The 12,173-nt window shown below is 55.0% G+C and carries 13 protein-coding genes; 6 read left to right on the forward strand and 7 right to left on the reverse strand.

Annotated elements, in window-relative coordinates:
* Positions 1 to 310: 310 nt before the first annotated feature.
* Complete coding sequence (locus IM291_RS15620) at positions 311 to 1,843, forward strand: SpoVR family protein (RefSeq protein ID WP_192987266.1); 1,533 nt, start codon at positions 311 to 313, stop codon at positions 1,841 to 1,843.
* A gap of 45 nt (positions 1,844 to 1,888) precedes the next feature.
* Here IM291_RS15620 and fadR read toward each other — a convergent pair whose 3' ends face one another.
* Complete coding sequence (gene fadR / locus IM291_RS15625) at positions 1,889 to 2,608, reverse strand: fatty acid metabolism transcriptional regulator FadR (protein ID WP_028013515.1); 720 nt, start codon at positions 2,606 to 2,608, stop codon at positions 1,889 to 1,891.
* Between the two features lie 201 nt (positions 2,609 to 2,809).
* On the opposite strand from fadR, the gene nhaB reads away from it, so the two are divergent.
* Positions 2,810 to 4,348, forward strand: a complete 1,539-nt coding sequence (gene nhaB, locus IM291_RS15630) for a sodium/proton antiporter NhaB (protein WP_048998676.1) — start codon at positions 2,810 to 2,812, stop codon at positions 4,346 to 4,348.
* A 46-nt stretch (positions 4,349 to 4,394) separates the two neighbouring features.
* Positions 4,395 to 4,925, forward strand: coding sequence for a disulfide bond formation protein DsbB (dsbB, locus tag IM291_RS15635; protein ID WP_028013517.1), 531 nt, complete (start codon positions 4,395 to 4,397; stop codon positions 4,923 to 4,925).
* Positions 4,926 to 4,958: 33 nt separating this feature from the next.
* Here dsbB and IM291_RS15640 read toward each other — a convergent pair whose 3' ends face one another.
* The 3 genes from IM291_RS15640 to IM291_RS15650 all read right to left on the reverse strand — a co-directional run bounded on the left by IM291_RS15640 (position 4,959) and on the right by IM291_RS15650 (position 6,475).
* Positions 4,959 to 5,399 (reverse strand): YcgN family cysteine cluster protein, encoded by a 441-nt coding sequence (locus IM291_RS15640; RefSeq protein WP_028013518.1) that lies wholly within the window; start codon positions 5,397 to 5,399, stop codon positions 4,959 to 4,961.
* A gap of 93 nt (positions 5,400 to 5,492) precedes the next feature.
* Positions 5,493 to 6,152: a fumarylacetoacetate hydrolase family protein gene (locus IM291_RS15645; protein ID WP_028013519.1), complete on the reverse strand. Its 660-nt coding sequence runs from the start codon at positions 6,150 to 6,152 to the stop codon at positions 5,493 to 5,495.
* A 47-nt stretch (positions 6,153 to 6,199) separates the two neighbouring features.
* On the reverse strand, positions 6,200 to 6,475 hold the full coding sequence (locus tag IM291_RS15650; protein WP_041909499.1) for a YcgL domain-containing protein: 276 nt from the start codon (positions 6,473 to 6,475) through the stop codon (positions 6,200 to 6,202).
* 123 nt (positions 6,476 to 6,598) lie between these two features.
* Between IM291_RS15650 and minC the strand changes: the two genes are divergently transcribed.
* Genes minC through minE form a run of 3 tightly spaced genes read left to right on the forward strand, consistent with a single transcriptional unit; the run spans position 6,599 to position 8,415 of the window.
* Positions 6,599 to 7,306: a septum site-determining protein MinC gene (gene minC, locus IM291_RS15655; RefSeq protein WP_028013521.1), complete on the forward strand. Its 708-nt coding sequence runs from the start codon at positions 6,599 to 6,601 to the stop codon at positions 7,304 to 7,306.
* Between the two features lie 23 nt (positions 7,307 to 7,329).
* Positions 7,330 to 8,142: a septum site-determining protein MinD gene (gene minD / locus IM291_RS15660; protein ID WP_028013522.1), complete on the forward strand. Its 813-nt coding sequence runs from the start codon at positions 7,330 to 7,332 to the stop codon at positions 8,140 to 8,142.
* Positions 8,143 to 8,145: 3 nt separating this feature from the next.
* On the forward strand, positions 8,146 to 8,415 hold the full coding sequence (minE, locus tag IM291_RS15665) for a cell division topological specificity factor MinE (RefSeq protein ID WP_010432714.1): 270 nt from the start codon (positions 8,146 to 8,148) through the stop codon (positions 8,413 to 8,415).
* 74 nt (positions 8,416 to 8,489) lie between these two features.
* Here minE and rnd read toward each other — a convergent pair whose 3' ends face one another.
* The 3 genes from rnd to IM291_RS15680 all read right to left on the reverse strand — a co-directional run bounded on the left by rnd (position 8,490) and on the right by IM291_RS15680 (position 12,159).
* Positions 8,490 to 9,617, reverse strand: a complete 1,128-nt coding sequence (gene rnd / locus IM291_RS15670; protein ID WP_192987330.1) for a ribonuclease D — start codon at positions 9,615 to 9,617, stop codon at positions 8,490 to 8,492.
* 71 nt (positions 9,618 to 9,688) lie between these two features.
* On the reverse strand, positions 9,689 to 11,374 hold the full coding sequence (fadD, locus tag IM291_RS15675; RefSeq protein ID WP_192987268.1) for a long-chain-fatty-acid--CoA ligase FadD: 1,686 nt from the start codon (positions 11,372 to 11,374) through the stop codon (positions 9,689 to 9,691).
* Between the two features lie 203 nt (positions 11,375 to 11,577).
* Positions 11,578 to 12,159 (reverse strand): Slp family lipoprotein, encoded by a 582-nt coding sequence (locus IM291_RS15680; RefSeq protein ID WP_048998674.1) that lies wholly within the window; start codon positions 12,157 to 12,159, stop codon positions 11,578 to 11,580.
* Positions 12,160 to 12,173 lie beyond the last annotated feature (14 nt).

Consider the following 12,173-nt stretch of genomic DNA (forward strand, 5'->3'; position numbering starts at 1 on the left):
TATGAGCAAAAGAACAATCATCTAATTACAGATTGATAACCTAGTTGAAAATATTATTCAACATACGACTTTTTTATGGTGACTTACCTCACACATCCCCCAGCATTAGGGGAAAGGGATAATTTGGGATCTCCTGCTGAGCTTTATTTTTAACCAGCATAAAATTCTGATGAGTGCGCTTTTTTTGCCGTATCAAAAACGGGAAATCGCAAAGAAAAAATTTCTGCGCCAGCACGCTTTTTAACACGTTGATCTATGCTTGAAAGGAGGCTCTCCAGACAGAGAGAGCACCCACAACGAGGGCGCGCTAATGGCTAATATTGATTCCCTGAACAAGGACAACACACGTCTGAGCGATGGACCCGACTGGACCTTCGAGCTGCTGGATGTCTACCTCGCCGAAATCGACCGGGTGGCAAAACTGTATCGCCTGGATACCTATCCCCATCAGATTGAGGTGATTACCTCCGAACAGATGATGGACGCTTACTCCAGCGTCGGGATGCCGATCAACTATCCGCACTGGTCGTTTGGTAAAAAATTCATTGAAACGGAGCGGCTGTACAAGCACGGCCAGCAGGGGCTGGCGTATGAGATCGTCATTAACTCCAACCCGTGTATCGCCTATCTGATGGAAGAGAACACCATTACCATGCAGGCGCTGGTGATGGCGCACGCCTGCTACGGCCATAACTCCTTCTTTAAAAATAACTATCTGTTCCGCAGCTGGACGGACGCCAGCTCCATCGTCGATTACCTGATCTTCGCCCGTAAATATATTACTGATTGCGAAGAGCGCTACGGCGTGGACGAGGTAGAGAAGCTGCTCGACTCCTGCCACGCGCTGATGAACTACGGCGTGGACCGCTATAAACGCCCGCAGAAAATCTCACTGCAGGAGGAGAAAGCCCGGCAGAAAAGCCGCGAGGAGTATCTGCAGAGCCAGGTGAACATGCTGTGGCGCACCCTGCCGAAGCGTGAGGAGGAAAAAACGATTGCCGAAGCGCGTCGTTACCCGTCCGAGCCGCAGGAAAACCTGCTCTATTTTATGGAGAAGAACGCCCCGCTGCTGGAGCCGTGGCAGCGCGAGATTTTGCGTATCGTGCGTAAGGTGAGCCAGTATTTCTATCCGCAGAAACAGACCCAGGTGATGAACGAAGGCTGGGCAACATTCTGGCACTACACCATTCTCAACCATCTGTATGACGAGGGGAAAGTCACCGAGCGGTTCATGATGGAATTCCTCCACAGCCATACTAACGTGGTGTTCCAGCCGCCCTACAACAGCCCGTGGTACAGCGGGATTAACCCGTATGCGCTGGGCTTTGCGATGTTCCAGGATATTAAGCGCATCTGCCAGTCGCCAACGGAAGAGGACAAGTACTGGTTCCCGGATATCGCCGGTTCTGACTGGCTGGAAACGCTGCATTTTGCGATGCGCGACTTTAAGGATGAGAGCTTTATCAGCCAGTTCATGTCGCCGAAGATCATGCGCGATTTCCGCTTCTTCACCGTACTGGACGATGACCGCAACAACTATCTGGAGATCTCCGCGATCCACAACGAGGAAGGATACCGGGAGATCCGCTCCCGCCTCTCCTCCCAGTACAACCTGAGCAACCTTGAACCCAATATTCAGGTGTGGAACGTGGACCTGCGCGGCGACCGCTCTCTGACGCTGCGCTATATTCCGCACAACCGCGCGCCGCTGGATAAAGGGCGTAAAGAGGTGCTGAAGCACGTGCACCGCCTGTGGGGCTTTGACGTGCAGCTGGAGCAGCAGAATGAGGACGGCAGCGTGGAGCTGCTGGAACGCTGCCCGGCGCGGTTGAATACGCTGTAGTGCCACCGGGCGAAAAAAAACCTCTCGATTGAGAGGTTTTTTATTTCAGCGGCTCTGAATCGCCAAATCGCCCGGCAGCGTTTTCTGCATACGGTGCCAGATTTCACCGGAGTCGTGGCCGTAGCGGCGTACGGTTTCATAAACCTGATCGTGCAGGCCTTCGGTGCAGAGCTTGCTCAGCTTATGGTAGAAGCCCAGCGCCAGACTGCGGGCTTCAGGGTTAGCGAAGTAGTGACGACCAATGCGGGTATAGAGCCCTTTCATACCGTTGAGGATCAGGCCGTAAACCGGGTTGCCGGAGGCAAACGCCAGGCCGCGAAACACGTTGTAATCGAGGGTGGCAAAGGCGTCGGCGTGATCTTCAACTTCATTCGCGCTGGCCAGCACCGCAAGCGCATCTTCAGGATGCTGACGGAAAGCGGTACGAATAAAAATAGTCGCGATGTTGGTGCGCACGGAGAGCAGATTATCAATCAGCTGCGGCACGCTTTCGTGGTCGAGGCGCGCCAGCGTTTCAAGAATGTTCAGCCCCGAGGTTTCCCAGAAGTTGTTTACCTTTGTTGGCTTGCCGTGCTGGATCGTCAACCATCCATCACGCGCCAGTCGCTGAAGCACTTCACGCAGCGTGGTGCGAGTGACGCCAATCAGTTCAGAGAGTTCGCGTTCAGCCGGAAGAATGGACCCCGCAGGGAAACGATTATTCCAGATGCTTTCAATGATGTACTCTTCCGCGAAACCCGCCGGGCTCTGCGCCTTAATGACCATAGTGAGATTTCCATTACACAGCTTTTTGCAAATTGGACTCATCATACCAGAGGCGTGCAACGGCAGGTAGCGCGGCAAAGTGAGAAAAGAGGGATCGCCGTTTCATTTTTGTGAAATTTACAATGCGGTCTTATCCGCCTCCGGGCCACGATTTTTGCGTATACTGATGTTTTGTATTACTTAACGGGAAGGACGTCTGTTGTGGAAATTTCTTTTGGGCGCGCGCTGTGGCGCAATTTTTTAGGCCATTCTCCTGACTGGTACAAACTGATACTGCTGGTTTTCCTGGTCGTTAATCCCATCATTTTTAGCGTGGATCCGTTTATCGCCGGGTGGCTGCTGGTGGCGGAATTTATCTTCACCCTGGCCATGGCGCTGAAGTGTTATCCCCTGCTGCCCGGCGGTTTGCTGGCGTTTGAAGCCGTTGTCATCGGCATGACGTCCGCAGAGCATGTAAAAGCAGAGCTGGCCTCCAATCTGGAAGTGCTCCTGCTGCTCATTTTTATGGTGGCCGGTATCTACTTTATGAAACAGCTGCTGCTGTTTATCTTTACCCGCCTGCTGCTGAGCATTACGTCAAAAACGATCCTCTCGCTGGCGTTTTGCCTTGCCGCCGCCTTTCTGTCGGCCTTCCTGGATGCGCTCACCGTTGTCGCGGTGGTGATCAGCGTCGCCGTCGGATTTTACGGCATTTATCACCGCGTGGCCTCCTCTCGCCCAAGTGAGGATTTACAGGACGATAGCCACGTCGAGGCGCATAACCGCGACGTGCTGGAACAGTTCCGCGCGTTTCTGCGCAGCCTGATGATGCACGCAGGGGTCGGTACGGCGTTGGGCGGCGTGATGACCATGGTGGGCGAGCCGCAAAACCTGATCATCGCGAAAGCGGCTGAATGGCATTTTGGCGAGTTTTTCCTGCGCATGGCCCCCGTCAGCGTGCCTGTGCTGGTCTGCGGGTTGGCGACCTGCATTCTGGTCGAAAAATTCAGGCTGTTCGGCTACGGCGCACAGCTGCCTGAACCGGTCCGCAATGAACTGCATAAATTTGACGAGCAGAGCCGCAAACAGCGTACGCGCCAGGAGACGCTGCGTCTGATTGCGCAGGGGATCATCGGCATCTGGCTTATCGCCGCGCTGGCGTTGCATCTTGCCGAAGTCGGGTTGATTGGCCTCTCCGTCATTATTCTTGCTACCACCTTTAGCGGGGTAACGGACGAACATGCTATTGGTAAAGCCTTTACCGAAGCCCTGCCGTTTACCGCGCTGCTGGCGGTCTTTTTTGCGGTCGTGGCGGTGATTATTGACCAACACCTTTTCGCACCGATTATCGCGTTTGTGCTTCAGGCCTCGCCGGACTCGCAGCTTACGCTGTTCTATCTCTTTAACGGTCTGTTGTCCTCTATTTCCGATAACGTCTTTGTCGGGACGGTGTATATCAATGAGGCCAAAGCGGCGATGGAGCAAGGGATCGTCAGTACCGGGCAGTTCGACCTGCTGGCGGTAGCCATCAACACCGGAACAAACCTGCCCTCCGTTGCAACACCTAACGGCCAGGCGGCATTTCTCTTCCTGCTGACCTCGGCGCTGGCGCCGCTCATACGGCTTTCTTATGGAAGAATGGTCTGGATGGCGCTGCCGTACACGCTGGTGCTCACCGTTGTTGGTTTGCTGTGCATCAAAATTACTCTCGTTCCCTGTACGCAATGGCTGCTACAAGCGGGTATACTTGCGGCGCATTAAAATTCGTTTACACTGCGCTTTCTAAGCATGTTCCAGGGAAATGATTATGTTGAGATTTTTAAACCAGTGCTCCCGCGGTCGCGGAGCGTGGTTGTTGATGGCCCTGACCGCCTTTGCGCTGGAAATGGTTGCGCTGTGGTTCCAGCACGTGATGGGACTCAAGCCCTGCGTGCTGTGCATCTACGAGCGCTGCGCGCTGTTCGGCATTATGGGTGCAGGCCTGGTGGGCGCAATTGCCCCAAAAACGCCGTTGCGCTATGTGGGTATTGCCATCTGGCTGTACAGCGCCTGGAAAGGTATTGAGCTTTCCTGGCAGCACACCATGATGCAGCTGCATCCGTCACCGTTTATGACCTGTGATTTCGCCGCCCGCTTCCCGAGCTGGTTGCCGCTGGATAAGTGGCTTCCGCAGGTGTTTGTCGCATCCGGTGACTGCTCCGTACGTCAGTGGGAATTCCTGACGCTGGAGATGCCGCAGTGGCTGGTGGGCATTTTTGTGGCCTACTTCGTCGTGGCGCTGCTGGTGCTGATCGCTCAGCCGTTCAAACCGAAGAAACGCGATTTGTTTGGAAGGTAAAAGCAAAAACCCGCCCCGGCGGGTTTTTTATTATCACCGATTAGGGTGATTCATGATGTGATCTTCCCAGTCCCGTACCTCGGACTCCTTCACCGCAATGTGGCGTACCGAGATACGCTCGCCGTGCATCGCCGCTTTTGAACCGGTCAGCAGAGGATGCCAGGCCGGTAGATCTTTCCCTTCCGCCAGCAGGCGATACGCGCAGGTGTGCGGCAGCCACTCAAAAGTCGGCAGATTTTCACGGGTGAGCTTGATGCAGTCCGGCTCGAACTCGAAGCGGCGTTCGTAGTTGCGGCACTGGCAGGTTTTAATGTTCAGCTGCCTGCAGGCGACGTTGGTGAAATAGATCTCATCGGAGTCTTCATCCATCAACTTGTGCAGGCAGCACTGCCCGCAGCCGTCGCACAACGATTCCCACTCCGCGTCGGTCATTTGGTCAAGAGTTTTGCTTTGCCAGAAAGGAATGTCGTTCATCAGGATGTCCACACGTCAAAAGAAAGCGCACCTTATAACGAGTCTGGCACGTGGTTGCAAGTTTTGCCGCCCTTTGCAGGCGGCAAGATGCGGTTACAGCACGCGGGTTTTTAGCGACAGACCGTTAAAACCGACCTCAAGCTCATCGCCGCTGGCGAGCGGGCCCACGCCTTCCGGCGTGCCGGTGAGGATCACATCGCCCGGCTTCAGGGTGAAGAAACGGCTCATGTAGGCGATCAGCGGCACGATCTTGTGGATCATATCTGCCGTGGTGCCCTGCTGGCGGATCTCGCCGTTAACCTTCAGGCTGAGCGGAGTGTCCTGCGGATCGTTGGTAAATTCATTCACCGGAACAAACCCTGAAATCGGACATGCGTTATCAAAGCCTTTGGCTTTTTCCCACGGCTGCCCTGCCTTCTTCATTTTGCCCTGCACGTCGCGCAGGGTCAGATCCAGCGCCACGCCGTAGCCGGCAATCGCTTTCTCGACATGCTCTTCGGAAGCCTGGCGCAGCGTGGCGCCGATCAGCACGGCAAGCTCTACTTCGTGATGTACCGACCCCAGCCCCTGCGGCAGCGCCAGCGGCTGGCGGATGTCGCATAGCGCCGTCTCGGGCTTAATAAACAGGACCGGCTCTTCTGGGGTTGCGCTGCCCATCTCCTGAATATGCTTCGCATAGTTGCTGCCCACGCAGACCACTTTGCTGACGGGATAATCCAGTAATGCACCTTGCCAGTTATGATGTTGATACATGCTCGACCCCTAATCGGTTGATGTGTTATGCCCGAAAACAGCTGAGGCTATTTTTTCCCGGACGCCTCGAGGTGCTGTTTTAATAAATTCTCAGGCGGCGGTGGAAGCTGTAAATAATAGCCCTGCTCGGCTAATGCCGTTTTCACTTTTTCCAGATCGGCATTCACCAGTTTCTTACGGCCGTCCAGCGGCAGCAGCATCGCCAGCTGTGGTCGGCCAAAGTTCTTCATTAATTCTTCCGGCACGCGTGAAAAATCGTCTTTCTTTTCGACATAAAGATAGGTCTGGTCACGGCTTGTACTTCTGTAGATCACACAAAACATGTTTTTACTCTGAATTAATGGGTGGTTGCTTGCCTCAATATACTCCTGACTATAACATGCCTGATACTCTTCGGAATATCGCAGCGAATGGTTGCGGTTAATAGCAAATTGAGTAAGGCCAGGATGTCAAACACGCCCATCGAGCTTAAAGGCAGTAGCTTCACCTTATCAGTGGTTCATTTGCATGATGCAAAACCCGAGGTTATTCGTCAGGCGTTAGAAGACAAAATCGCCCAGGCTCCCGCCTTTCTGAAGCACGCCCCCGTCGTCATCAACGTCAGCGGTCTTGAGGCGCCGGTTAACTGGACACGTCTCCAGCAGGCGGTCTCCTCTACCGGGCTGCGTATTGTCGGCATCAGCGGCTGCAAAGATCCCGAGTTGAAAGCGGAAATCGACCGTGCGGGGCTGCCTCTTCTTAATGAAGGCAAAGAAAAAACCCCACGTGCAGCACCCGCTGCCGTACAAACGCCCCCTCCTGCGGCGCAAAACGTTACCGCTCTCACAAAAACGCGAATGATTGATGTGCCGGTTCGTTCCGGTCAGCGCATTTATGCGCCAAACTGTGATCTAATTGTTACAAGCCACGTCAGCGCTGGCGCAGAGCTTATTGCAGATGGCAATATTCACGTTTACGGTATGATGCGTGGACGTGCGCTCGCGGGTGCAAGTGGCGATCGGGACGCGCAAATATTTTGTACTCACCTGACGGCGGAACTGGTGTCCATCGCAGGTGAATATTGGCTGAGCGACAAGATCCCAGCCGAATTTTATGGCAAAGCGGCTCGCCTGCTTCTGGCAGACGACGCGTTGACCGTTCAACCGTTGAATTAATCCCTTTTTAACAAGGAATTTCTATGGCACGCATTATTGTTGTTACTTCGGGTAAAGGAGGCGTTGGCAAGACCACCTCCAGCGCGGCCATCGCTACTGGTTTGGCCCAGAAGGGAAAGAAAACCGTCGTTATCGACTTCGATATCGGTCTGCGTAACCTCGACCTCATCATGGGATGTGAGCGTCGCGTCGTATATGACTTCGTGAACGTCATTCAGGGCGATGCCACGCTGAACCAGGCGCTGATTAAAGACAAGCGCACCGAGAACCTCTTCATTCTTCCGGCTTCTCAGACGCGTGATAAAGATGCCCTGACCCGTGAAGGCGTGGAAAAGGTGCTCGACGAGCTGAAAAAAATGGAGTTCGACTTCATCGTCTGTGACTCCCCTGCCGGCATTGAAACCGGTGCCCTGATGGCGCTCTACTTTGCTGATGAAGCGATCATCACCACCAACCCGGAAGTCTCCTCCGTGCGTGACTCCGACCGTATTCTCGGTATTCTGGCCTCCAAATCCCGCCGTGCGGAAAATGGCCAGGATCCGATCAAAGAGCACCTGCTGCTGACCCGCTATAACCCGGGTCGCGTAAACAAAGGTGACATGCTGAGCATGGAAGACGTGCTGGAGATCCTGCGCATTAAACTGGTTGGCGTTATCCCGGAAGACCAGTCCGTGTTACGCGCCTCTAACCAGGGCGAGCCCGTGATCCTTGATACAACGGCAGATGCAGGTAAAGCTTACGCCGATACCGTTGACCGTCTGCTGGGAGAAGAACGTCCTTTCCGCTTCATTGAAGAAGAGAAGAAAGGTTTCCTCAAACGCCTGTTCGGAGGATAAGTTATGGCATTACTGGACTTTTTTCTCTCGCGGAAAAAAAGCACCGCCAACATCGCAAAAGAACGCCTGCAAATTATCGTTGCGGAGCGTCGTCGTAGCGACGCCGAGCCTCACTACCTGCCGCAGCTGCGCAAGGACATCCTGGAAGTGATCTGTAAGTATGTGCAGATTGACCCGGAGATGGTCACCGTACAGCTGGAGCAAAAAGACGGGGATATTTCGATTCTGGAGCTGAACGTAACGCTTCCGGAAGCGGAAGAGTCGCGTCCGTAGGTTCCTGGTGTCGTAGCCCCGGTAAGCGCAGCGCCACCGGGGAGAATATGCCGGGTATATCGCCCGGCATATTTTTATCGCGGATAACCTTCCAGCAAGGTATTCAGGCGATCGGCCATCAATACCCCGCGCCAGCCAGCCATCAGTTCCGGCACGCCATTCTGCGGTTTCAGCTTCCAGTGCCAGTTCAGCAGCTGGTTAATCTGTCTGCGTGACGCCAGCAGTTCAGCGCTCAGCTTGCTTTCCGTTGCGACATCCTGCACCAGCGCTTTGATATCCTTGAATGCTTTACGATAGCCCGGCATATCCATGAGATTCAGCAGCGTCTCAGGCAGTGCATCCTCCGGCAGCGCCTGCGCTTTGGCGACCAGCGCCAGCAGGGTTTTACCATGGAAACGGATCTCGCTGCCGGAAAGGCCAATGCTGTCCAGCTCGCCCAGGCTGCCCGGCATATAGCGCGCGACCGCCCAGAGATGCTCTTCACGCACCACAAAATTCACGGCCAGATCGCGCTCACGCGCTTTACGCAAACGCCAGTCCGCTAACAGCTGCAGGCAGGCCAGCTGACGCGTGCGAAGCTGCCAGGCGTTGGTGATATCACGCCAGGCCTCTTTCGGGTCAACCACTTCCTGGCGACGCTGCTGCGTCATACGGCACTCGTCCAGCGCGGCAGACAGCCAGCCGGAGGCTTCCGCCTCTTTCATCAGCTGTCCGGCAATCGGCAGCAGGTAAAACACGTCTGCCGCCGCATATTCCAGCTGACGCTCGGTAAGCGGACGCGCCAGCCAGTCGGTACGGGATTCACTTTTATCCAGCGTCAGGCCCGTGTACTCCTCCACCATGGCGGCAAAGCCCCACGACAGCGGACGACCGCTGAACGCCGCGAGGATCTGCGTATCAATCAGCGGCTGAGGCATGATGCCAAAGGTGTTAAGAAAGACTTCCAGATCTTCACTGCCCGCGTGCAGATATTTCGTTACCGCAGTATCCAGCAGCAGGTCACGCATCGGCGCCCAGTCGGTAATGCCGAGCGGGTCGATCAGCGAGACGTTCTTACCGTCGTACATCTGTATCAAACCCAGCTGTGGATAATAGGTGCGAGTACGGACAAACTCGGTATCCAGAGCGATGGCAGGAAAGTCGCGCGTCACTTCGCACAGCGAAGCCAGCTCGTCGTTGGTCGTGATCATCTGGTAATTCAAATCGGATTCTCTTTTGTTTGCGCCCATAAAAAACGCCGGCTTAACCGGCGTCTGGGCGATTAACGTGAAGCTCAGGCCTTATTGTCTACTTTGGCACGGGCTTCGTCACGTAATTCTCGTCGTAATATCTTCCCGACATTGGATTTCGGCAGCTCATCGCGGAATTCCACCAGCTTCGGCACCTTATAGCCCGTCAGCTGACGGCGACAAAACGTTATCAGCGCTTCCTCGGTAAGAGAAGGATCTTTCTTGACCACAAATATCTTCACCGCTTCACCGCTACTGCCGGAAGGAACGCCCACCGCCGCCACTTCCAGCACGCCGCTGTGCTGCATCACCACGTCTTCGATTTCGTTCGGATAGACGTTGAAGCCGGAGACCAGGATCATATCTTTTTTGCGATCGACGATGCGCAGGAAGCCTTCGTCATCCATCACCGCAATATCGCCGGTGTGAAGCCAGCCGTCTTTAATGATTTCGTCGGTCGCATCAGGACGCTGCCAGTAACCCAGCATTACCTGCGGCCCTCTGACGCACAGTTCGCCCGGCTCGCCGTGAGGCACTTCGTTATCCTCATCATCCACCAGCTTTGCTTCCGTCGACGGGACCGGCAGGCCGATGCTGCCGCTGTGGTAGTCGATATCGTGCGGGTTGACGCTCACCAGCGGGGCACACTCCGTCAGGCCGTAGCCTTCCAGCAGATATTGCCCGGTTAGCTTCACCCAGCGCTCGGCCACCGCCTGCTGAACCGGCATGCCGCCGCCCGCGGAGAGATGGAGCGTGGAGAAATCAAGCTGCTGGAACTCTTTGTTGTTAAGCAGCGCGTTAAACAGGGTGTTCACCCCGGTCATGGCGGTAAACGGGTATTTTACCAGCTCTTTCACCAGACCCGGGATATCGCGCGGGTTGGTGATCAATACGTTTTGCCCGCCCAGCTCGATAAACAGCAGGCAGTTCATGGTCAGCGCGAAGATGTGATACAGCGGCAGCGCGGTGATTACCAGCTCTTTACCCGGATGCAGCAGCGGCCCGTAGGTGGCATTAACCTGCTCAAGGTTCGCCAGCATGTTGCGGTGGGTCAGCATCGCCCCTTTGGCCACGCCGGTGGTGCCGCCCGTGTATTGCAGGAAGGCCAGGTCTTCGGAGACGACTTCAGGCTTGACGTACTGCATGCGATAGCCCGCATGCAGCGCGCGGCGGAAGGAGATAGCATCCGGCAGGTGGTATTTTGGTACCAGACGTTTGACGTATTTAACGACAAAGTTAACCAGCGTCCCTTTGGCGGTGGAAAGCTGATCGCCCATGCGCGTCAGGATGACGTGCTTCACCTGGGTTTTGTCGACCACTTTTTCCAGGGTATGGGCAAAGTTAGAAACAATGACAATCGCCACCGCCCCGCTGTCGTTCAGCTGATGTTCCAGCTCGCGCGGCGTGTAAAGCGGGTTAACGTTGACCACAATCATCCCGGCACGCAGGATGCCAAACAGCGCCACCGGGTATTGCAGCAGGTTCGGCATCATCAGCGCGACGCGATCCCCTTTTTGCAGCCCAAGTCCTTCCTGCAGATAAGCCGCAAACGCCCGGCTACGCTCCTCAAGCTTACGGAACGTCATCACCTCGCCCATATTCACAAACGCGGGCTGGTCTGCGTAACGTCTTACCGAGTGCTCAAATAATTCCACCAGGGATTGATAACGGTCAGGATTGATCTCCGCAGGCACATCTGCGGGATAACGGTTAAGCCAAACCTTTTGCAATGCATCACCTCTGAAATGAGTGTTCGTCGTCATCACAGCCCCGATAATAAACAGTTTGTTAACATTATATTAACTCAGCGTACCAGTTTATTAATTGTTCAGATTGCAGGTTGCGAAGCGCGTCACTCTTTTTTTTCGTTTTATCCGTAAAAAAACAGAGACAGCGGCTGAGCCGCTGTCTCTTTCTTAACAATAACAGTAAGTTACTCAGTTACGATCGTTTGCACCTGTGCAGGGCCCGGGTTATACCAGCCCCATCCCGGATAACCGTAACGATAAGGATGTGGACCCCACATCCACGGGTCGATTGGCTGAGCCGGCATCACCACCTGCTGGGCGATACGCCAGCGCTTATAGCCGTTCACCTGCATGGTCATAAATTTGTACGGGGTGTTGCCGATTTTGCCCTGCACCGAACCGGTAATCGGCCCGACAACGGTTACCAGCTGTCCGCGAAAATCGACCGGGTCGAGGAAACCACTAACGTCGGCATAGATACGCCCGCGAGAGGCTTCACCGAGTACGGGACGCGCGCCGCTGTCGAGCGGTACCGTGGCAATTTCCAGACGGGTTTTCCCCTGCTGGTTCTGCACGTCGATCACTTTCCCACCGAAGCGGGCTTCCTGGCCGACGTAAAGCTCGGGCGCATTCATTACCCGAACCAGATCCTGCTGTGGCGTCGGGCTGCTGCCCTTGATCGCATCAGGTACGGTTACGCAACCGCTCAGTGCTATGGCAACCGCGCCTGCCATAAAAAGGCGTACTACTTTAGTCTGAACCGCCATGATGCGACTCCTTT

Origin of the sequence: Enterobacter cloacae complex sp. P27C, assembly GCF_014895705.1 — a bacterium.
Lineage (GTDB): Bacteria > Pseudomonadota > Gammaproteobacteria > Enterobacterales > Enterobacteriaceae > Enterobacter > Enterobacter bugandensis.